Annotated in this window: 19 protein-coding genes and 3 tRNA genes; 10 read left to right on the top strand and 12 right to left on the bottom strand. The window is 57.5% G+C overall.

The window, feature by feature from the left end:
- The first annotated feature begins 115 nt into the window (after positions 1-115).
- Both AC1EJZ_RS08015 and ybaK read left to right on the top strand, forming a co-directional pair.
- The gene (locus AC1EJZ_RS08015) at positions 116-505 is read left to right on the top strand and encodes a YccF domain-containing protein (RefSeq protein WP_480294506.1); all 390 of its coding nucleotides are present in this window, start codon (positions 116-118) and stop codon (positions 503-505) included.
- 2 nt (positions 506-507) lie between these two features.
- Positions 508-1,011 carry a Cys-tRNA(Pro) deacylase gene (gene ybaK, locus AC1EJZ_RS08010; protein ID WP_480294504.1) on the top strand — a complete coding sequence of 168 codons (504 nt, stop codon included), beginning with the start codon at positions 508-510 and terminating at the stop codon, positions 1,009-1,011.
- Positions 1,012-1,076: 65 nt separating this feature from the next.
- Here ybaK and gltX read toward each other — a convergent pair whose 3' ends face one another.
- On the bottom strand, positions 1,077-2,591 hold the full coding sequence (gltX, locus tag AC1EJZ_RS08005; protein WP_092648367.1) for a glutamate--tRNA ligase: 1,515 nt from the start codon (positions 2,589-2,591) through the stop codon (positions 1,077-1,079).
- 47 nt (positions 2,592-2,638) lie between these two features.
- Entirely contained in the window at positions 2,639-4,201 is a 1,563-nt protein-coding gene (locus tag AC1EJZ_RS08000; protein WP_092648368.1) for an MFS transporter, read from the bottom strand.
- A gap of 304 nt (positions 4,202-4,505) precedes the next feature.
- On the opposite strand from AC1EJZ_RS08000, the gene AC1EJZ_RS07995 reads away from it, so the two are divergent.
- From AC1EJZ_RS07995 to AC1EJZ_RS07985, 3 genes are all read left to right on the top strand, one after another.
- Positions 4,506-5,723: a MalY/PatB family protein gene (locus tag AC1EJZ_RS07995; RefSeq protein WP_058236314.1), complete on the top strand. Its 1,218-nt coding sequence runs from the start codon at positions 4,506-4,508 to the stop codon at positions 5,721-5,723.
- Positions 5,724-5,898: 175 nt separating this feature from the next.
- Positions 5,899-7,113 (top strand): Gfo/Idh/MocA family protein, encoded by a 1,215-nt coding sequence (locus AC1EJZ_RS07990; protein WP_070725104.1) that lies wholly within the window; start codon positions 5,899-5,901, stop codon positions 7,111-7,113.
- Between the two features lie 124 nt (positions 7,114-7,237).
- Positions 7,238-8,827, top strand: coding sequence for an MFS transporter (locus AC1EJZ_RS07985; RefSeq protein ID WP_227469069.1), 1,590 nt, complete (start codon positions 7,238-7,240; stop codon positions 8,825-8,827).
- Here AC1EJZ_RS07985 and AC1EJZ_RS07980 read toward each other — a convergent pair.
- From AC1EJZ_RS07980 to AC1EJZ_RS07965, 4 genes are all read right to left on the bottom strand, one after another.
- The gene (locus AC1EJZ_RS07980; RefSeq protein ID WP_070725108.1) at positions 8,818-9,630 is read right to left on the bottom strand and encodes a purine-nucleoside phosphorylase; all 813 of its coding nucleotides are present in this window, start codon (positions 9,628-9,630) and stop codon (positions 8,818-8,820) included. The genes AC1EJZ_RS07985 and AC1EJZ_RS07980 overlap by 10 nt on opposite strands.
- A gap of 2 nt (positions 9,631-9,632) precedes the next feature.
- Positions 9,633-11,075: a purine-cytosine permease family protein gene (locus AC1EJZ_RS07975; RefSeq protein WP_480294552.1), complete on the bottom strand. Its 1,443-nt coding sequence runs from the start codon at positions 11,073-11,075 to the stop codon at positions 9,633-9,635.
- Between the two features lie 156 nt (positions 11,076-11,231).
- A complete protein-coding gene (locus AC1EJZ_RS07970) occupies positions 11,232-12,026 on the bottom strand; it encodes a fumarylacetoacetate hydrolase family protein (RefSeq protein WP_092648372.1) in 795 nt (264 codons plus the stop codon).
- 48 nt (positions 12,027-12,074) lie between these two features.
- Entirely contained in the window at positions 12,075-13,490 is a 1,416-nt protein-coding gene (locus AC1EJZ_RS07965) for an alanine/glycine:cation symporter family protein (protein ID WP_371935767.1), read from the bottom strand.
- A 153-nt stretch (positions 13,491-13,643) separates the two neighbouring features.
- Here AC1EJZ_RS07965 and AC1EJZ_RS07960 point away from each other — a divergent pair, with 153 nt between their 5' ends.
- The 5 genes from AC1EJZ_RS07960 to AC1EJZ_RS07940 all read left to right on the top strand — a co-directional run bounded on the left by AC1EJZ_RS07960 (position 13,644) and on the right by AC1EJZ_RS07940 (position 18,295).
- Entirely contained in the window at positions 13,644-16,313 is a 2,670-nt protein-coding gene (locus tag AC1EJZ_RS07960) for a DEAD/DEAH box helicase (RefSeq protein WP_092648373.1), read from the top strand.
- A 104-nt stretch (positions 16,314-16,417) separates the two neighbouring features.
- Positions 16,418-16,489: transfer RNA gene (locus AC1EJZ_RS07955), tRNA-Gln, on the top strand.
- Between the two features lie 34 nt (positions 16,490-16,523).
- Positions 16,524-16,596, top strand: a tRNA-Glu gene (locus tag AC1EJZ_RS07950).
- A gap of 23 nt (positions 16,597-16,619) precedes the next feature.
- Positions 16,620-16,692: transfer RNA gene (locus AC1EJZ_RS07945), tRNA-Glu, on the top strand.
- A 115-nt stretch (positions 16,693-16,807) separates the two neighbouring features.
- The gene (locus tag AC1EJZ_RS07940; protein ID WP_480289020.1) at positions 16,808-18,295 is read left to right on the top strand and encodes a DUF1846 domain-containing protein; all 1,488 of its coding nucleotides are present in this window, start codon (positions 16,808-16,810) and stop codon (positions 18,293-18,295) included.
- Positions 18,296-18,440: 145 nt separating this feature from the next.
- Here AC1EJZ_RS07940 and AC1EJZ_RS07935 read toward each other — a convergent pair whose 3' ends face one another.
- The 6 genes from AC1EJZ_RS07935 to AC1EJZ_RS07910 all read right to left on the bottom strand — a co-directional run.
- Positions 18,441-19,007: an Imm61 family immunity protein gene (locus AC1EJZ_RS07935; protein WP_157886331.1), complete on the bottom strand. Its 567-nt coding sequence runs from the start codon at positions 19,005-19,007 to the stop codon at positions 18,441-18,443.
- Between the two features lie 5 nt (positions 19,008-19,012).
- Complete coding sequence (locus AC1EJZ_RS07930) at positions 19,013-19,585, bottom strand: Imm61 family immunity protein (RefSeq protein ID WP_480294501.1); 573 nt, start codon at positions 19,583-19,585, stop codon at positions 19,013-19,015.
- 5 nt (positions 19,586-19,590) lie between these two features.
- A complete protein-coding gene (locus tag AC1EJZ_RS07925) occupies positions 19,591-20,064 on the bottom strand; it encodes an Imm61 family immunity protein (RefSeq protein ID WP_157886333.1) in 474 nt (157 codons plus the stop codon).
- A gap of 99 nt (positions 20,065-20,163) precedes the next feature.
- Complete coding sequence (locus AC1EJZ_RS07920) at positions 20,164-20,637, bottom strand: Imm61 family immunity protein (protein ID WP_157886334.1); 474 nt, start codon at positions 20,635-20,637, stop codon at positions 20,164-20,166.
- A gap of 99 nt (positions 20,638-20,736) precedes the next feature.
- Complete coding sequence (locus AC1EJZ_RS07915) at positions 20,737-21,288, bottom strand: Imm61 family immunity protein (protein WP_092648379.1); 552 nt, start codon at positions 21,286-21,288, stop codon at positions 20,737-20,739.
- A partial coding sequence (locus AC1EJZ_RS07910) for a TNT domain-containing protein (protein ID WP_480294499.1) occupies positions 21,285-22,340 on the bottom strand: 1,056 nt, incomplete at its 5' end. The genes AC1EJZ_RS07915 and AC1EJZ_RS07910, both read right to left, overlap by 4 nt.

Genomic DNA, 22,340 nt, shown 5'->3' with positions numbered 1-22,340 from the left:
CGATACTACGCACTTTGTCCTCGCTATGTAGCCGGTTCTGTTGGAGAAGAACGCCGTGGGACAATAAAGGAAGCAGATAAGGTAAAATGAGCGGGTTTAACTCTAGGAGATCACAGTGCGCACACTCTTGAATATCATCTGGTTCCTGTTGGCCGGTTTCTGGCTCTTCCTCGAATACATCTTCTTCGGCATCATCGCGTGCATCTTTATCATCACGATCCCAGCCGGCGTGGCATGTTTCCGTATGGCGTCCTACGTGATCTGGCCATTTGGCCGCGAGGTCGTCAAGCGGCCGGACGCCGGCACAGGCTCAACATTCATGAACGTCGTGTGGTTCCTCGTGGCAGGACTATGGCTCACCATCGGACACATCACCACCGCAATCGCACAGTTCGTCACCATCATCGGGATCCCGCTGGCAATTGCCAACCTCAAACTCATCCCCGTGACATGCTTCCCCTTCGGCAAAGAGGTCGTCGATTCGCCTGACGCGAGCATCATCTGACGATGGCGAAGAAAAATCATCACGGCACCGGCCCGACGCGAGCTGTCGAGGAGCTGACGCAGGCAGGAGTCAACTTCACGCCCCTGCACTATGAGCACCACGCGTCGGCAGCCTCATATGGAGGAGAAGCCGCCGACCAGCTTGATCTGCCGGCACAGCAGGTCTTCAAGACCCTCATGGTGGAAACTTCCGACGGTGAGTTCGTCGTGGCGGCGATTCCAGTAGACCACCACCTGTCACTCAAACTCATTGCGCGTGCAGCGGGCGCTCGCTCGGCAAAGATGGCAGATCCTGCTGTCGCGCAGCGCCGAACCGGGTATGTGGTCGGTGGAATCTCCCCGCTGGGACAGACCACCCGGCACCGCGCCTTCATCGACGAGTCAGCGCTCGCCTACGATGCGATCGCGGTCAGCGGCGGCAAACGCGGATTTTCCGTACTGGTTGCCGCCACTGATCTGGCAGAACTGACAGAGGGCGAATTCGCCCCGCTCATCGCGCTCGACTAGGCGGGCGCGATTCCCGTTGCCCCGCGCCGCTAAGATGCTCAATCCCTGAGCTCCGGAGCCCTGACCTACTGGGCAAGTACGTCACGCAGGTGACGCAGACGCTTGAGCGAGGATTCCTTACCAAGGATTTCCATCGACTCAAACAACGGGGGAGACACCTGCTTGCCGGTCACAGCCACCCTCATGGGTGTGAACGCCAGGCGCGGCTTAATTCCCATTTCATCGACGAGGGCCGAGCGGAGCTTTTCTTCCAGCTTTTCCGTCCCAAAGTCAGCCTCAGTAACCTTTTCGCACTCCTTGATGGCACGGCTGAGGACATCTGCCGCATCATCTTTGAGTTTGCCCTGCGACTTTTCATCGATCTGAAGATCTTTGTCAGCCACAAACAGGAACCCGAGCATGCCGGACGCTTCAGAGAGCACCTGAATGCGTGTCTGGATGAGCGGGGCAGCAGGAACCAGGCGGCGTTGTTCCTCATCGGTGAGTGCATCGAAAGTGTCCGCACTGACTACGCCATCGCGATGAAGGAACGGCACGATGCGGCGGGTGAAATCGTCGATGTCGAGCATGCGGATGTGCTCGGCGTTGATGGCGGTGCACTTCTTCTGATCGAAGCGCGCCGGATTCGGGTTGACATCTTCGATGTCGAACGCCTCAATCATTTCCTCAGCGGAGAAAATGTCATTATCCGGGCTGATCGACCAGCCCAGCAATGCCAGGTAATTCAGCAAGCCTTCACGAATCATGCCGTTTTCGCGGTGCAGCAGCAGATTCGACTTCGGGTCACGCTTGGACAGCTTCTTGTTCCCTTCACCCATCACATAAGGCAGGTGGCCAAAACGCGGCGTGAATGAGGCGATCCCCAGCTCCTCAAGTGCACGGTAGAGCACGATCTGGCGAGGAGTTGACGAGAGCAGATCCTCACCGCGCAGGACGTGTGTGATCTCCATCAGCGCATCGTCGACAGGGTTGACCAGCGTGTATAACGGATGACCGTTGGCACGAACGATGACATAGTCAGGAACCGAACCCGCCTTGAAGGTGATATCGCCGCGCACCAGATCCGTGAACGTGATGTCCTCATCCGGCATGCGCATACGCAGAACAGGTTTGCGGCCTTCAGCACGGAACACCTCTTTCTGCTCCTCGCTCAGATCACGGTCGAAACCGTCGTAGCCGAGCTTCGGATCTCGGCCAGCGGCACGGTGACGTTCCTCAACTTCCTCGGGCGTTGAAAACGACTCGTACGCGTATCCGCCTTCCAGCAGTTTCTGTGCGACGTCACGGTAGATGTCCATACGCTCTGACTGACGATAGGGCGCGTGCGGCCCGCCCTTACCGATACCTTCATCCCAGTCCAGTCCCAACCATTCCAGGGAGTCGAGGATCTGCTGGTAGGACTCTTCGGAGTCACGCTGCGCGTCCGTATCTTCAATGCGGAAGACGAACGTTCCGCCGGTGTGACGCGCATACGCCCAGTTGAACAGGCAGGTGCGTACCATTCCGACGTGCGGAGTGCCAGTTGGTGAAGGACAAAAACGGAGGCGAATATCGCGTCCAGTTGCATTCGTGACAGTCATAGTGCTGCCTATTCTACCGTTGAAACGGTGCCCAGGAAAACACCAGGTCACCGGTTGCGGATCGTCCTTTGTGCCTGCGATGTGCCAGGTATGGAGCGACGCCCTCGTATCATGTAGACCACTGCGACGATCACTGCCAACAAAATGAATCCAACGACCAGAGCCTGGGCTGAGGCGAAGCCGCGGAACCATTCGCTGGGCGTATGTCCCACAGCAGCTCCGCTGGCGAAGAAGACGGCAGTGACAACAGCATTACCGATGGCAGTCGTGATGCGCTGGGCGGTCTGGACCATGCCACCGGCCGTACCTCCGTGAGCCGCTGGAACTTCCAGCATGGACTGAGTCTGGTTGACCGAGCCCATCATGCCCAGTCCGATACCGACGGGCGTGATTGGCAGAGTCAGCCATGCCGGGTGCCATCCCAGATTGGCCACACCGTACGCTACAGCGACGGTGGCCAGAACCGAGCCGATGACGATCAGCAGCGCGACGACCTGCAGCACGCGACCCTTCTCGATCGCGTGGCGTGAAGCGAACACCGCGAAGTAGGCTGAAATCACGGCGTTGGGTAGGCCGATCAGGCCGGTGAACAGAGCAGTCTGCCCCAGTCCCTGCTGTACGAACAGTGCGATGAGCACGAAGATGGAGGTGGAGCCCAGGAACTGCAGTGCGGAGATTGCCGTGCAGTAACTGAATGAGCTGATCTTGAACAGTTTGAGGTTCACCATCGGGATGTGGCCGCGGCGCTCGTAGGTGTATTCCCACCACACCCATGCAGTCAGAACAAGCACGGCGGCAGGCAGCAGCCACATTCGCCAGGACGCGTGCATCGTAAACGGCATCATGATCAGGAATACGCCTATGCACAGTGTGATCATGCCGACAGGGTCGAGATCCAGGGTGCGACCGCGTCGCTTCGAAGCAGGACGCCCCGCGACAATTTCCTGACGGCGGTACTCTTCGCGTGCTTTCTTGCGATTCGGGCCGATGGTGCGTCGCTCCTTTGAGAAGGCCAGCCACCGGAAGGCAAGGAAAAGTCCGAGCAGGCCGATTGGAGTGTTGATCGCGAACGCGTAGCGCCACCCTGGATCATTGCCAAAGATCGCTACCGTAGCGCCGGAAATTAGCGGTCCGGCTGCAACCGATGCAGAAATGGTCAACCCCATCAGGCCGAAAGCTTTGGCGCGCGCACGTCCATCGAAGTACTGCTGGATCATTCCGTTGACCTGAGGCGAAAATACTCCCGCTCCCACCGCCTGAAGAATCCGCATGGCGTTCAGCATGACGGTGTCAGTTGCCAGTGCGCAGGCCAGGCAGCCAGCGCTGAAAATCGCCAGCCCGATGACGAACATCATGGAGCGTCCGACAAGGTCACCGATACGTCCTGCGGGCACCAAAATGATGCCGTAGACCAGCGCGTAGCCAGCCAGCACCCACTGAATGCCTGACGAGGTGGCTCCCAACGTCTCCTGGATAGCGGGGAGCAGCGTATTGACTGCTGAAACCTGAAGCAGTGCCATGACCAGTGGTATAAGGATGGCAATGAGCATTCTGTTGCGGTCGTATTGTCGATCTGATCCCGGTACCGTGAAATAGCGTGAAGTCGCCACTTAACCTTCTTTCACACACAGTAATCTGAACGGCTGATCAACGAGGGCCGACCATCCATTTTAAGGCGCGTCCAGGAAGGTGACAATGAGGAAGAACAAAACGTTGTCAGTCTGACAATGCATATGACACGGTTCACTGCAAATGTCAGGTGCGCGCAAGCAATTGAGCGAGTACCCGCACAGGCAGCGACACTGAGTCCGGTGGCGGGGGACAGAAGCAGACGACGGGGACAGCATCGAGTGACGGGCGTGAAGTGCGTGAAGAGCATTAGCATGGTGCTGAATGAATGAAGGAGTATGTTCCATGAAACCTGTGCTGCCTGACCGCTCACCTGAAGAGAACTGGACCATTGGATCGCTCAAATGGACAGGCATTCGCACTGCCAGCGGTGAGCCAACACTGGGTGCATGGGTCGCTGAGATGGATTTTGGTACCGCTCCACCGGTTGTCGAGGCGATGAAGAAAGCGATTGATGACGGCCTGCTCGGATACCAGCCGTCATGGCTGGATGGCGCGGTGCGAGACGCCCTCGTCGATTTTCAGCAACGCCGATTCGGCTGGACACTTGATCCAACATGCGTGCGCACGGTCCAGTCCGTCTTGCCAGCCCTTGATGTCGTGTTGCGCTCGATGATCCCCGAGGGGAGCCGAGTCATTGTACCGACCCCTGCCTACATGCCCTTCCTGACGATGCCCGGTGTCGCTGGGCATCCCATCGTTGAAGTCCCCGCTGTTCGTGTTCCATTCAGTGACGAGGGAGACCGGCGCAGTGGGGGTGAATGGCAACTCGATGTGGAAGCGATCGGCCGAGAAGCCCGTCAGGGTGGTGCACTGCTGATCTTGTGCAATCCGTGGAATCCGACGGGGCGTGCCTTTCGGCGTGACGAACTGGAAGCGTTGTGGGAAGCGATTCGCGATACGGATGTGATGATTTTTGCCGATGAGATCCACAGTCCGCTGGTCCTGACAGATCCCACGAGTCACTTCTCATTTGCGCGCCTGAATGATGAGGTGGCGGCGCGCACGATTACGGCGACAGCTGCATCGAAGGGATGGAACATTGCGGGACTTCCCTGCGCACAAATCATCGTGACTGATGACGCTTTGCTTGAACAATGGGACGACTCCTGTGGCGAGATTAGTCACCTGACAAACTCATTGGGGGCGATCGGAACAATTGCTGCCTACCGCGACGGTGACCCGTGGCAGGACGTGGTGCGTGAGGAGGTTGCGTCGAATATGACGCTCGCGCATGAAGCACTGTCAGACACTCTGGTCGACTTTGTCAGTCCTGAAGCGACATACCTGACATGGTGGGGGCTGGATGCGTATGACTGGTCAGGCGTGCATAGTCCTGCCGCCTTCCTGCGTGAGAATGCTCGGGTGGGTGTCAATGCCGGTGCGACTTTGGGAACCGGATACGAGAACTGGATTCGCGTCAATCTGGCGTGTTCGAAGGCGAATGCGCACAGAATAATCCAGGCGATCACATCCTCGCTTCCTCCGACACGACGCGAGTAAGCCTTAACAAATACCTGTTTATGCACGTCAGATACTCGGTACGTAATCCTGTCAAAATTAGCTCTTGTGCTTACCGCAAATTTGATTTAGTCTTGGCTTGTTGTAACAAATGCGATTATGGCAGTCGCAGTTGCACTGTGGGTCGATGAGATGACCACAACGCGAAGGAGCAGATATGAGCAGGAAGACTATCGGCGTAGGCGTGATCTCGCTGGGATGGATGGGGCGTCTTCACACACGGTCGTTCAAAGCACTGCGGGAGAAGTATCCGGAAATTGAAGTAGATATCAAGCTGGTGGTGTGCTGCGATGTTGTGGAAAGCAACCGTCAGTTCGCAGTTGACAACTTGGGATTTGAAAAGGCTGTGGAGGACTACCGAGATGTTCTGAGTGACCCGGAGGTCGACGTTGTGTCGATCTGTGCGCCCAACTTCCTTCACCACGAGATCGCGATGGCCGCGATCGAGGCAGGCAAACCTTTCTGGATCGAAAAGCCGATGGGGATCTCCGCTCAAGAATCCAAAGAAATTGCGCGAGGGGCTCAATCTGCAGGCTTGATTACCTCCGTCGGATTCAACTACCGCCATGCTCCTGCCATTGAAATGGCGCGCGCGATCGTTGCGGAGGGCGCAATCGGTCGTATCACGAATGCCCGCGTGTGGCTGATTGCAGACTATGCCTCGAGTCCCGACGGGCCGCTGACGTGGCGTTACGCGAAGGAAAAGGCCGGAGCAGGAGTCATCCTCGATTTGCTCGGACACGGAGCCGACCTGGTGCAGTACGTTTTGAAGGACCGCTTTACCGCTGTTACAGCGCAGACAGGACTGTTCATCACGGAGCGTCCGATTCCCCTTGAACAGGGTATGGGACATGCCACGGTGCAGGTATCCGACCAGAAAGGCCCGGTCGGCAACGAAGACTATGTTGCAGTTCTGGGCACCCTCGAATCAGGCACCCTGGTCACGATGGAGTCCTCGCGCGTGAGCGTGGGACCGCGCGCCGAATACATTATCGAGGTCTACGGCACCGAAGGCTCATTGCGGTGGAACTTTGAAGATCTGAACAGACTGCAGATCTGCATCGGAAACGATCATGGATTCCAGCAAGGATATGTCGACGCGATGGCCAGCCCCGATTACCCCGGATTCAGCCGCTTCCAGCCGGGAGCTGGAACATCAATGGGCTTCGATGATCTGAAAGTGGTCGAGGCCGCGCAGTTCATCCAAGGTGTGCTTGACAATAAGCAGTACGGGCCATCTGCCGGTGACGGATGGGCGGCAGCTGAAGTGGACAACGCCATTGAGAAGTCGGCTGAAGACCGGACATGGCATGAAGTAGCGCCAGTTGATGTTGTCACAACGTTCGACCACGACAACGCCCTGCAGGCGTGATCCAGGTACTACGACTGGTGGCGGTGCAGCCACACTTTACTCGCTGAAGAGGAGAATCATGGCAGACAACAGGCAAGAGGCAGAGCTGTCCTACGCGGACTACACGCCTGAACGAATCAAGGAGATGGCGGACGAAACCCCGCCATCAGGTAAGAAACGTGGAATCGTCGCGCTGACGGTAGTAGCGACCCTCGGCTCACTGCTGTTCGGCTACGACACCGGTGTGATCTCAGGTGCTCTGCCGTACATGTACATGCCCGCCGGAGCTGGCGGCCTGGAACTGACACCGCTCGAAGAAGGAGCCATCGGCGGCGTCCTCACCATCGGTGCTGCATTTGGCGCTTTGATCGGTGGACGCCTGTCGGATAAATTCGGTCGTCGCCACAACATCATCATGCTGGCTATCCTGTTCATTATTGGCGCGCTGGGCAACACCTTCTCACCCAACGTGTGGATCATGTACATCTTCCGCCTCATTCTGGGCTTGGCAGTTGGCGGCGCGTCCGCAACTGTCCCGGTGTTCTTGGCAGAGAGTGCCCCCAAACGTATTCGAGGCTCCATTGTTGCCGTCGATCAGCTCATGATCGTCACCGGCCAGCTCCTCGCATTCAGCATGAACGCGGCGATCAATTCGGCTCACGGTGGCCCTCAGCTCACCGTCAAGGCTGACCCGACGGGCGCGATTGCGCCAGGCACCTACGAATGGGACTCGTTGAACGAACTGGTCGCCCAGCAGGTCGGGAACGACCAGTCTGCTATCCACGAGTTCATGATGCAGATGACGATCAGCGCCGGCAACGGTTCGGCATGGCGCTGGATGATCGTCCTATGTACTCTGCCCGCAGTGTTCCTGTGGATTGGCATGCACCTGATGCCCGAATCCTCCCGTTGGCACATTATCCAGAAACAGGTCTACGAAGCGATCGGCACGCTCAAGCGCGTTCGTGACCCTGAAAAGGACGGCCCGATCGAGGACGAAATCAACGAAATGATCGAGGCCCGCAAACGCCAGGTCGCTGAGAAGAAACTCAGTCTGAGTGAGATCATGCGGATCCCGTGGCTGCGCAAGCTTCTGGCCGTGGGCATCTTCCTTGCAATCGTCAACCAGACAACCGGCGTGAACACCATCATGTACTACGCGCCGAAGGTTCTGTCCTTCGCCGGCATGGGAACGTCTGCCGCGATTACCGCGCAGGTCGCCAACGGTGTCATGTCAGTGATCGGCTCAGCACTGGGCCTGCTGCTGATCGGTCGTTTCCGCAGGCGCCAGCTGCTGATTTTCGACGTCACAGGTGTGGGCATCTGCCTGCTGGCCATTGCCGCTTTCTTCCAGTTCACCATTGCTCCGGCAATTAATGATGGTGGTGTGCCTCCATCATGGGCACCGTACGCAGTGCTGGGCATGATGGGCGTCTTCATGCTGATCGTGCAGTCCACCAACGGAACCGTTGTCTGGACCATGCTGGGCGAAATGTTCCCGGCAAATGCGCGCGGTGTCATGAACGGATTCGCGGTCTTCTGCATGTGGATCACGAATGCGATCATCACCTGGACGTTTCCGAAGATGATGGACACGCTCGGTGGCGGAATTACCTACACCATCTACGGTGTGATGAACCTCGTGATCGCAGTCGTGCTGTTCAAGATCATGCCGGAGACCTCGAAGCGGTCTCTGGAAGAAATCGAAGAGCACATGCAGAAGATCTACTCGTAAGAACAGATCGCTCTGAAACCTGATTCAATCGTTGTCGAGGCAGCTGCGGCTGCCTCGACAACTGCGTTTGGGTCAGTGGGTGCGTCGGCAAACGACAGGTCGGACACAACACTCATCCCGCACACGCGCACGCCCAAAGCGTGCAAGGTGATTGCCTCCATTACCGTGGACATGCCCACGCAGTCGGCACCCGTCGACATGAGCCAGCGGCCCTCGGCAAGCGTCTGATACTCCGGTCCGCGCATACATGCGTAGATGCCCCGGCGCTGACAATGCTGAGCGAGGATATCGGTCAGTTCGCGATTCCACACGCCGGTCACATCCACGAATGTTGGCCCGTTAAATGGGGAATATCCTGAGAAATTCAGGTGATCATCGATAGCCATAACATCGCCCAACTGCCATTGACGCACGCACCCGTTCGCGTTGCACAACAGGGCAGTGTGAACACCGGTTGCGGCAGCCGCCCTCGAACATGCTGTGACGCACGCGGGGGAGACACCCTCGTACAAATGCGTACGCCCCAGAGCAATGAGAACATTCAATGCGCCGACTCGCACCGAGTGGATCGTGTTGACGTGTCCATCAGCCACGGGAGCCTCAACCCCCGGAATGTCGGAAAGTGCGAACGAGCGGCGCTGAGAATCCGGCGCGTCGATCACAGCATCCAGTGCATGTGCCAGACCCGAGCCGAGCACCACGAACAGGTCATGGTGGTCACGCCCCGACAGCTCCGCAATAGCGCGGGCCCCGTCCTGGGCCTGCTGATCCAGAAGAACGCTGCGGATCGACTCGTCAGACATGGTCAGAGCTCGCTTTCCTGGGCGCCGTCAGCGTAAGTGCGGGCACCAGCCTCTTCCTGTTTGCGCACACGCGAACGACTGGTCAGCAAATAGCCGGCAAAACCGATCAGCATGGCCAGCAGGATCCCGATATTCGAGTACGCCCAGTCACCCTCGCGGCCACCGATCGGGCCGAGCAGGTAGCCCTGCCATGACAGCCAGCTGGCGGCGTTGTTGACCACCAGGCCCCAACCCACGAATGTTGCAGCAGCCAGGGAGGCGATCGCGCCCCAGTTCACGGACCCGTACACGCCGGAGGAGCGGAACAAATCAGGTTCGTTGTAGTCGGAGCGACGCAGCAGAATATCAGCGATCATGACGCCACCCCAGCCCGCGATGACCACGCCGAGCGTGGTGAGGAAGCCGGTGAATGGGTCAATGAAGTTCGCGGAGAAGAACACGACGGCGATTGTGCCAACCAGCATGATGGTGCCGTCCAGAGCGGTGGCAACCGGACGCTTGATGGGCACACCCGTCGCCAGCAGCGACAGGCCCGACGAATAGATGTCCATGACGATGCCTCCGACCAGGCCGAGGATCGCGACAAGGGCGAACGGAATGAGGAACCAGGTCGGCAGAATCGTGGTCAGCGCGCCGATCGGATCCAGGTCGATTGCCTGTCCCAGCGACTCATCGGACCCAACGAGCAACAGACCGAAGATCACGAGGACAACAGTGGGCAGCGTGGCACCGAAGGTGGTCCAGCCGACCACGCCGCCGGTGGAGGCACGACGAGGAAGGTAACGCGAGTAATCGGCGGCCGCGTTGATCCAGCCGAATCCGAAACCGGCGAGCAGCATGCACAGTGCGCCGAGCATTGCGGAGAACGGGCCGGACGGCAGAGCGGAGATCGCGCTGAGATCGATGGTGGGGATGGTCAATGCCAGGTAGATGACAGTCAGGATCGCCGTCAACCAGGTGATCCAGGTCTGCACCTTCATGATGGTGTCGAACCCGAGGATGCCGGCACCGCCTGCGATGGCGACAACGAGTACCAGTGAAATGATCTGCGCGGCAACATGATTGTGCATGCCGAGGGCGCCCATCACCGTTGCGGACGCCTGCGTGGCAATGATGCACAGGAACATTTCCCAGCCCACCGTCAGGATCCATGAAATCGCGGCGGAAATGCGGTTGCCGTTCACACCGAATGCTGCGCGCGACAAAACGAGCGTCGGGGCGGATCCTCGTTTACCTGCGATGGCGATGATGCCGCAGGTCAGGAATGAGAACGTGATGCCGACGATGGAGACGATAACGGCCTGTGTAAAGGAAATGCCGAACCCGAGCACCCATGCGCCCCATGAGATTCCCAGAACGGAGATGTTCGCAGCGAACCACGGCATGAACAGATCTGATGGTTTGCCTTTACGATCCGACTCAGGAATGACATCCAGGCCGGCCATCTCAACGGACAGGCCCTGTTCCTTCTGTGTCTGTACTGCATGTGGTGCCCCAGCGTTGGGTGCGATTGGCTCAGTGGAACTCACGATTGCTTCCTTCAACGTGACCAATGGGATGCGAAAAAGTCAGGACCGGAACTTACGTGTGAGGTATCGGCCTCAGGCGATCGGATTCGTCAGCGTTCCAATCCCGTCTATTTCGACACTGATCGTATCACCACGCTGTAGCTCCCCCACCCCTGCTGGCGTGCCTGTCAGTACAACATCTCCCGCCTTGAGGGTGATGGATTGGGAGATGAACGAGATCAAGTCGTACACCGGACGGATCATGAAAGAAGTTGAGACGTCCTGCACAACTGTGTCACGCAGAACGGTGCGCAGATGAGCGTCGCCGACTGAGAACTCATCATCTGCCTGAGGAATCAGGATCCACGGACCCAGAGGACACGAGGTGTCAAAGCCTTTCGCACGCGTCCACTGCCCGTCGCTGCGTTGCTTATCGCGCGCTGTCACATCGTTGGCGCAGGTGAACCCCAAAATATGTGCCGGCACATCCTGGGGTGCGACCTGTGAACATGTCGACCCGATAATGACAGCCAGCTCCCCCTCGTAATGCACATTTGATGACCACGAGGGGTACTTGATCGTCTCACCAGGCCCGATGATGGCGGTCGATGGCTTAAAGAACAGCAGTGGCTCCTGTGGTGCTTCCCCGCCCATCTCCTGAATGTGGTCAGCGTAGTTCTTCCCGACAGCAACCACCTTGGCCGTGGCTACCTCAGTGGGAGCGAGCAGGTGAACCGACGTCACATCGTAGTTCGTGGCCTGCAGCGGGGGAGTCAGCTCCCCCTCGAAAGGCGCGCCCGCCAGGCGAGTGATTGTTGTGCAATTACCATTCAGGATCCCCCAGGCGGGGGAGTGGAAATTCGGATCAATGTAGTGTGCAATGCGCATACTGTACTGTAACGCACATCACGCCTGAATCTTCCTGGATGACGCGTCCTACTCCTGACGCGACTTGGTCCACACGTCGGTGGGAACGTCCGCAGGAAGGTGCGGATTATCCACTCCGACAAACACCGGATCCTTGACGCCCGCCTTGCGTTGGTCCTCGTAGTCGCGCAGTGCTCCGAACGCCCATTGACCCAGAACGACGAGGGCGACCAGGTTCGTCACTGTCATGATCGCCATTGCAATATCCACGGCGTTCCACACCAATGGAAGCTGGGCAACTGCACCGATGACGACGGAGGCCACTGACACGGTGCGCACCATCCACGTGGCCCAGGGGCGCTTCGTCACAAACGCCATGTTGACATCGGAGTACACGTAGGCCGCGATGATGGAGGAGAACGCCAGGACAAAGATCATCAGTGCCATCGGCACGGTGGTCCACGCGCCGAGCTTGTCGGCAACGGCCAGAGCAGTCAGGTTCGAGGGGTTGACGCCTTCAGCGCTCCACACCGAAGGTCCTGCAATGAGGATGACGAATGCGGTTGCCGTACACACGATGATTGTGTCGACAAAGACACCCAAAGACTGGATCAGGCCCTGCTTGACAGGGTGGGACACGGTTGCGGTTGCGGCCGCGTTCGGCGCGGTGCCCTGACCGGCCTCGTTGGAGAACAGGCCGCGTTGAACACCGTTGATCACTGCAGCCATGATGCCGCCGGCCAGGCCGCCCACCACAGGTTGAGGTGCGAATGCGGAACGGAAAATCATCGACAGCACATTGCCGATCTCGCCTGCGTTCATGATGCAGATAATGAAGACCATCACCAGATATATCAGAGCCATGATCGGTGCCATCCACTCGGTCACCCGAGCCACGGAGCGGATGCCGCCGTAGATGACAGGTGCTGCAAATGCCAGCAGGAATGCTGCGATGACCCACTTGCTCATCGGAGTGGCGGCGGCCATTGTCTCCGCAATCGCGTTGGACTGAACGGATGTAATAACGAATGCGCAGGTGAGCAGCGTGATGATGGCGAAAATGTTCGCCAGGGGTTTGCTCTTCATACCCAGATGCATGTAGTAGGCCGGGCCACCGCGATACGTACCATCAGCGTCCCTCACCTTGAAGACCTGCGCGAGGGTCGCTTCCACGAATGCGGTGGACATGCCAACCGCTGCCACGATCCACATCCAAAAGATTGCGCCTGGTCCGCCCAGCAGGAGTGCTGCGGCTACGCCGAAGACGTTGCCGACGCCGACGCGGGCTGCCAGTGAAATGGTGAAAGCCTGGAATGATGAGATCCCGCCTTTGGAGTCCTGACGGGATGACCCCACGGTCTTGACCATGTGACCAAAGAGGCGAACCTGCACGGCGCGGGTGCGAACTGTCAGGTAGATACCGACACCAATAAGGATCCACATGGTGATGTGACCGGTGATCCAATCCGCAACGACCTTGATCATATCGGCAATTTCCACGTCGAGCTCCTCTCTCATCTCATCGCGTGATGGGCACTTTAGTTAACAAAGCGGTTCTCATCTTTCCACAGGGCGCGGATATCATGTTTGCGTCATCCTCCATGTGAGACTGCGGCAAGTAATGACACAATGGCGTGTATGAGTGCCCCGCTGAACGAACTGCTCGACGACCTGGAAGATGCCGGACATCTGGACGACCCCGATGAACTGGTGCGCGCGTTCCAGTCGTGGGCGGCATCAACGGGCAGACCCCTGTACCCGCATCAGGAGCAGTCACTGCTGGAGATCGTGATGGGCAATCACGTCATCGCAGCCACGCCCACCGGTTCAGGTAAATCCATGATCGCCCTGGCCGCACATTTCGTTTCCCTGGCTCATTCGGGCCGCTCCTATTACACGGCACCGCTCAAAGCGCTGGTCTCAGAAAAGTTTTTCGACCTGGTCGAGCTGTTCGGTGCGCACAACGTCGGCATGGTCACGGGGGATGTCTCGCTCAACCCGCTTGCACCGATTGTGTGCTGCACCGCCGAAATTCTGGCGAACCAGTCCCTTCGTGAGGGCGATGCGCTCGATGCCGACATGATCATCATGGATGAGTTCCACTTCTACGCCGACCCGGAGCGCGGCTGGGCCTGGCAGGTGCCGCTGCTGGAACTGACCGCCCCACAGTTCATTGCCTTGTCGGCCACACTCGGTGACACCACCCGTTTTCAGGAACAGTGGAAAGAACGCACCGGTCGGGACGTCGCCCTCGTCGACAATGCGCAACGACCCGTGCCACTCGAGTTCGACTATGTGGTCGAGGACGTGCGCACCTGCGTGGAGCGCCTCCTGAAAGAGGGACGCTGGCCGGTCTACATTGTGCACTTTTCGCAAAATGACGCCGTCTCAACTGCTGCCGCGTTTGATCGGGCCTCCCTGATCAGCGACGATCAAAAGAAGCAGATCAGCCGCATCCTCAGGACTGTCTCCTTTGCACGCGGATTCGGGCAGCAGTTGCGCGGACTGCTCGCACAGGGGATCGGTGTGCATCATGCGGGGATGCTGCCGCGCTACCGCCGACTCGTCGAGCGCCTGACGCAACAGGGACTCCTGGCTATTGTGTGCGGCACTGACACGCTGGGTGTGGGGATCAACGTGCCGATCCGCACCGTGCTGATCACGTCGCTGGTGAAATTCGACGGGCGGCGCATGCGCCACCTGTCGGCACGCGAATTTCATCAGATTGCCGGCAGAGCAGGGCGCACGGGATACGACACCGTTGGATTTGTCCGCGTTCTCGCTCCCGAACATGAGGTGGAGGCTGCGCGCGAAAAGGCTCGGCTCAGCGCCGCGCAGGAAGCGGCCCGTCAGGCGCGCGATGAGGCAGCTGCGAAGAAGGCCGCCAAGAAGTCGGCTAAACGCTCCACGAAAGCACCCGCGAAGGGTCAGATTTCATGGACGAGGTCAACGTTTGAACGTCTGCGTGATGCAGAACCCGAACGTCTCCAGTCACATTTTGCGATCAGTCACTCGATGGTGCTTAACGTGCTGGCAGGGCAGCGTCATGATCCCGCTGCGCACCTCATTGAACTGGCTCGCACGAACGACGACCCGCCGCGCGACTCCAATCCGCATATGCGCGCACTCGCAGACATTTACCGCTCCTTGCGGCAGGCCGGCGTCATCGACCATGTCTCCACTGAGCAGGCTGAATCTGATGGGATGGCGCGTGTGCGTCTGGTGCGTGACCTGCCTGATGACTTCGCACTCAACCAGCCGCTGTCGCCGTTCGCGCTGGCAGCGCTGGACCTGCTGGACGCGCAATCACCCACATACGCCTTGGATGTCGTCTCAGTTGTCGAATCAGTGCTGGAAGATCCTCGTCCCCTGCTGGCCGCTCAGCAGCGCATGGCGCGCTCGAAGGCGATGGCCGCGATGAAGGCAGAGGGCCTCGAATATGACGAGCGGATGGAAGCACTGGCCGAGGTGACATGGCCGCAACCTTTGGCTGATCTGCTTGAAGACGCGTTCCGTACCTACGTGCAGACGAATCCGTGGGTCGGGGACCAGCACATCTCACCCAAGTCTGTTGTGCGCGACATGATCGAACACGCGATGACATTCACGCAGCTTGTCTCCCGCTATGACGTGGCGCGTTCCGAAGGCGTGATCCTGCGGTATCTGACCGATGCATACCGTTCATTGCGGCAGGTGTTGCCCGACCGGGTTGTCACCGAGGAAGTGGCAGCGATCATGGAGTGGCTCTCGCACCTCATCCGCGCCATTGACTCTTCTCTGCTGGACGAATGGGAATCCCTGGCATCTGGGCAGCGTCGCGAGGAGGGTGAGGATGATGCGTCAGGACAGGAAGTCGCGTTTGGAGCCAGCGAGGACGGAACAGTTGCTTTCAGCGCCAACCGTCATGCCATGCGCACCGCCGTGCTGCGCGCACTGTTCGAACGCGTGGAGTTGATGAGTCGAGACGATGTGGACGCTCTGGCGCGTCTGGACAGCTGGTGCGGATGGGATGAGGAGCGCTGGGATCATGCGCTGGAACGATACTGGGCGGAGTACGACTGGATCGGGATTGATCAGAATGCGCGGTCAGGCGCCCTCGTCAATTTGAATGAAAATCCGAGCGAGGCTGAACTACTGGCAGTTGGCGTGCCTGACGAACTGGTGGGGTCGAACCTGTGGCTGGTTGAGCAGACGTTGGATGATCCCAACGGTGATGGCGACTGGCGCATCGTGGCCGTCGTGGACGTGGATGCGACCGACGAGGCGAACCGGGTTGTCCTGCATATTGTGGACGTAGGGCCGCGGTAGGTGAGCTGTTCCACGTCCGTAGGATTTGTCAGGAGAGCCCGCGTCGGGTAGTGTTTTCTTTCGTTGCAGGCATAGTTTCAGTACTGTGAGTGCAACCAACGCCATGGGGTATGGTGTAATTGGCAGCACGAGTGATTCTGGTTCACTTAGTCTAGGTTCGAGTCCTGGTACCCCAGCGGATTCGGCCATTTTCTTGCCGTCCATTCACAGGCCCCCATCGTCTAGCGGCCTAGGACATCGCCCTCTCACGGCGGTAACATCGGTTCAAATCCGATTGGGGGTACAAGTGCGTCATAACTGAACAGAGCCCCTATCGTCTAGCGGCCTAGGACATCGCCCTCTCACGGCGGTAACATCGGTTCAAATCCGATTAGGGGTACGAAACGTTGGAGGACGGACCTGACAGCGGGTCCGTCCTTCCTCTTTTTCAGGGTCGCCGGGTGGCAATCCGCTTGTCGGCGGCTTGTCGGTGAAACACCCCCTTTGGAGGACTCATGGCCCGTAGTGGATTCGATCGCGAAAAATACATCACTTTACAGTCCGACCACATCGCCACTCGCAGGAAAGAAATAGGTGGCAAGCTTTACCTGGAAATGGGTGGCAAGCTTTTTGATGATCTGCACGCTTCGCGTGTCCTGCCCGGATTCACACCGGATAACAAGATCGCTATGTTGGAACAGCTCAAGGACGACCTGGAAATCCTCATCGTCTTGAACGCCAAAGACCTCCAGCGCAACAAGGTGCGCGCCGACCTGGGCATTTCCTACGAACAGGACGTATTGCGGTTGGTCGACGTGTTCCGCGAACGTGGGTTCCTGGTTGACAACATCGTGATGACGCAGATGGAAGATGACAACAAGTCGGCCAAGACGTTTAAACGCAAGCTGGAGAAACTGGGCTTGAAGGTGGCGCGTCACCGCGTTATCGAGGGATATCCAGCTGCTGTGCACACGGTGGTATCGGAAAAGGGTTTCGGGCGTAATGACTTTGTCGAAACCAGCCGCGACCTGATCGTCGTAACGGCCCCGGGGCCGGGATCGGGCAAGATGGCCACGTGCCTGTCGCAGATCTACCACGAATTTGCTCGAGGGAACAAGGCCGGATACGCAAAGTTTGAAACCTTCCCGATCTGGAACCTGCCACTGGACCATCCGGTGAACCTGGCCTATGAAGCGGCAACGGCTGACCTGGATGACGTCAACATGATTGACCCCTATCACCTGGCTGCCTACGGCAAACAGGCCGTTAACTACAACCGTGACGTGGAAGTCTTCCCGTTGTTGCGTCAACTGCTCGAAGAACTTGTCGGGGCGAGCCCCTACCAGTCGCCCACAGACATGGGTGTCAACATGGCTGGCTACTGCATCAGCGATGACGAGGTATGCCGCGAAGCTGCCAAACAGGAAGTGATCCGCCGTTACTTCAAGGCTCTGGTCGCTGAAAAGCGTGATGTCAAGGATCCAGTTGAATCTCAACGCATTGCCATTGTGATGAGCAAACTGGGCATCACGCGCCAGGACCGCCCGGTGGTGGTTCCCGCACTGGAGCTGGCCAGAAAGACGCATCTGCCGGCCAGTGCGCTGCAGCTCGATGACGGACGAATCATCACAGGTAAGACGTCGAAACTGCTGGGATGTTCGGCCGCGATGCTGCTGAACGCGTTGAAGGTGCTGGCGGGGATTGATAAGAAGATCGACCTGCTGGCGCCCTCCTCAATCGCGCCTATTCAGACTCTGAAGACTGAGCATCTGGGCAGTCGCAACCCGCGCCTGCACACAGATGAAGTGCTGATTGCGCTGTCCGTGTCGGCTGATACTGATCCGAACGCTGCGAAGGCGTTGGAGTATCTCAAACAGTTGCGCGGATGCCAGGTTCACACCACCACGATTCTGGGATCCGTGGATGAAGGAATTTTCCGCAATCTCGACATTCAGGTCACCTCTGAGCCGGAGTACTGGCGCAAGAGTTTGTACCGCAAGTAAGAGGCTGTACATGGCGGCGGTTGCGTCAGCGCCGTCGCCGCCTCACCGCTGCAGTCATCCGCCTCGCCGCACGAGGCCAGCTAATCTGCTGAGCGGTCACCCCGATCGCCTTCCACGCTGCGGCGGGATCCGAAGACACCCGCTTCTAGTCTTCAATGAATCGGGTGAGCGCCGGGCGGCCGTCGGGGTCCAGGAAAGAGTCAAGAAGGTCCTGGACCGGGATGTCACAGATATAGGAGAAAAGCACCGTGTCTGAATAGTCGTTGATAAGATCGTCATCCATACGCATCGGCAGGACCTGGCCAGCTGGCGTCCTGAGAGTGTACGTGTACTTTTCTACCTCAACCAGTTCGTATCCGGGCCGCTGCTCGTAGGTATAACACGGAAAGTACAAGGACGCGTAGCCGCGCTGCGCCCAGCGGAATGATTCGCCCGCCTGGTAGATGAACCAGCGCGTCACCAGGTCAAGATCCGGGGAATAAAAAGTGAAGAAAATCTTCTCGTTTCGCGTACTTTCTCCGTATGCGAACTGCCCGTCCTCAAGCTGAGCCAAGTGGTAGATCGGATCCCCAGCATGACTGATACTGATCGAACGAGGATGGTGAATATTGCGCATAAAATGAACATCTGCACAATCCGCCAGCTTCGACAGCTCTTCGAAAAACGGCTCATCAAGACTCTTCAACGACACAGCCTTTACAACCTTCCTCACACACGTTATTCCTCGACAACGAATGCTTCGAGGGCTGGATGACCATCAGGATCCAGAAAAGAGTCAAGAAGATCCCGAACCGGAATATCACAGATATAAGAAAACAGCACAGTCTCTGAATAGTCATTGACGAGATCGTCATGCATACGAAAAGGCAAAACCCGACCAGCCGGCGTTCTCAGCGTATATCGGCGGGCTTCCAGCTCCACCAGTTCATATCCGGGGCGCTGCTCATAGGTGTAACACGGAAAGTACAAGGACGCGTAGCCGCGCTGCGCCCAGCGGAATGATTCGCCCGCCTGGTAGATGAACCAGCGCGTCACCAGGTCAAGATCCGGGGAAAAAAACGAAAAGAAAATCCTCTCATTCCGCGAGCTGCCTCCATACGCGAACTGCCCATCCTCAAGCTGAGCCACGTGGTAAATCGGATCCCCATTACTGTAACTGAGACTGACAGAGTTCGGATGAAACACATTACGCATAAAAAGAGCATTACGACATTCCGCCAGCAGCCTCAGCTCCTCGACAAACGGCTCATCAAGACTCATCAACGACACAGCATTTACAACCTTCCTCACACACGTTATTCCTCGACGATAAAGGCTTCCAAAGCCGGGCGACCATCAGGATCCAAAAAAGAGTCAAGAAGATCCCGAACCGGAATATCACAGATATAAGAAAACAGCACAGTCTCTGAATAGTCATTGACGATATCGTCATGCATACGGAAAGGCAGGACCTGGCCAGCTGGCGTCTTAAGAGCGTACGTGTACTTTTCTACCTCCACCAGTTCATATCCGGGCCGCTGCTCATAGGTATAACACGGAAAGTACAAGGACGCACAGTCAGCTCTTACGCGGAACGCCTCGCCTGCTTGGTAAATAAGCCAGCGAGTAGGCAGTTCAAGATCCGGGGAAAAGAACGTAAACTGGATACCCCCGCTTCGGGAGCTTTCCCCGTATGCGAACTGCCCATCCTCAAGCTGAGCCACGTGATAGACAGGGTCCTCGTCGTTGTAACTGAGGCTGACTGAATTCGGATGAAACACATTACGCATGAAAAGAGCGTCCGAACTCTCCGCCAGCGGCCTCAGCTCCTCGAAAAACGGCTCATCAAGACTCTTCAACGACACAGCCTCACACCACCCGCACACACGTTATTCCTCGACAACGAATGCTTCGAGGGCTGGACGCCCGTCGGGGTCCAGGAAAGAGTAAAGGAGATCCTGGACCGGGATGTCACAGATATAGGAGAAAAGCACTGTGTCTGAATAGTCGTTGATAAGATCGTCATCCATACGCATTGACAGGACCTGGCCAGCTGGCGTCTTAAGAGTGTACGTGTACTTTTCTACCTCAACCAGTTCGTATCCGGGCCGCTGCTCGTAGGTGTGACACGGAAAGTACAAGGACGCGTAGTCAGCTCTTACGCGGAACGCCTCGCCTGCCTGGTAGATGAACCAACGTGTCACCAGGTCAAGATCCGGGGAAAAAAAAGTGAAGAAAATCTTCTCGTTTCGCGAGCTTTCTCCGTATGCGAACTGCCCATCCTCAAGCTGAGCCACGTGATAGACCGGATCCCCGTTGTTGAAACTGAGGCTGACTGAATTCGGATGAAACACATTACGCATGAAAAGAGCGTCCGAACTCTCCGCCAGCGGCCTCAGCTCTTCGAAGAACGGCTCATCAAGACTCATCAACGACACAGCCTCACACCACCCTCACACCCGCTATTCCTCGACAACGAATGCTTCGAGGGCTGGATGACCATCAGGATCCAGAAAAGAGTCAAGAAGATCCCGGACCGGAATATCACAGATATAAGAAAACAGCACAGTCTCTGAATAGTCATTGACGATATAGTCATGCATACGGAAAGGCAGGACCTGGCCAGCTGGCGTCTTAAGAGCGTACGTGTACTTTTCTACCTCAACCAGTTCATATCCGGGCCGCTGCTCGTAGGTGTAACACGGAAAGTACAAGGACGCGTAGCCGCGCTGCGCCCAGCGGAATGATTCGCCCGCCTGATAAATGAACCAGCGTGTCACCAGGTCAAGATCCGGGGAAAAAAACGTAAATTGAATATCCCCGTTTCGCGAGCTCCCTCCATATGCGAACTGCCCATCCTCAAGCTGAGCCAAGTGGTAAATCGGATCACCAGCATGACTGATACTGATCGAACGAGGATGGTGAATATTGCGCATAAAAAGAGCATTACGACATTCCGCCAGCAGCCTCAGCTCCTCGAAAAACGGCTCGTCAAGACTCGTGAGTGGCATCATTTCAAAATCCCTAGTGTGATCATTTGTTTGACCGTTAGTTCTATGCCCTTTGGGTCGAAGACTTGTATCTGTGTTCCGCCGCCAGAATAGCCGAACCCGGGTGCAACCTTACTCACTTCAAACGTACAGCCCTCAGGCAAACTGGATACCGTATAGGAGTAGTGAGGCTCTGCGAGCGATTTGTGTGGTAGTGCGCGACTTTCAAATGAGACAGGCACACCGCCAGGCGCCACAGCCAGCCATCTTCCTCTTGGTTCGCCGATGCGGTCAACGCTGGTGCCGTATGCGGCTGTGAATTCATCGAGTCCCATGCGTACCTTAGTGCCCGGCACATACGGTGGATCAGGATACAGCTCATCGCCTGTTACTGGATCAACAAACTCGTGTGTCCACTCATTTTCAGTGTACGGAGTGTGGTCAGGTCTCCTGCCCCACTCAGCATCCGTATCTTTCAGGAGCGGATCCGAATGCTCCAAGTCTATGTTGTATTGGTCAAACTCCTGTTTGGTTCGCGGGAGTTCACTCGCACGGGTGTGCGGTTCAGGGACGGGCGGACCCGTGGTGGGATGCGCGCCCTTCGGTGAGTGCACCGAAGACACGTCCAGGCCTTTTGTATTCACTGGGGCGTCTGCGCCTTTGCGGAGGAGCCTGTTGAGGGTGTCAGAGAACTTCCTGAACAACTCGGTGAGCTTGCCGAGCAGCCCCTTAAGATTCTTAACTGAATCAATGACCTTGTGAACAGTTGTGCTGATCCTGGATGTCATCGTGGCAACACTGGTGGATATTTGCGCCGCGATAGCGGGAATACCCAGCCCAGCGGTGGCAACCGCTTCGATAATGGCGGATGCGAACTTGCCGATGATTTCAGATAGAGCATCACGCACCAGGTCGTGAACAATCTGAACAAGCGTGGCAGCAACGTTAAGAGCCTGCCCCATCGCGCTGGCCCACTTGCCTGCCTGCTCAATCAGCTTACCCAGGTCGGCTTCCAAGACGGTGATCGCGCTGATGGTTTGCCCGCTCATAGATGACAGGTCAGAGCGCGTATACCC

This window comes from Pauljensenia sp. C0170B5 (assembly GCF_056590195.1).
The sequence above is the reverse complement of the archived record's forward strand: the minus strand, read 5'-3'. Positions and strand labels throughout refer to the sequence as shown.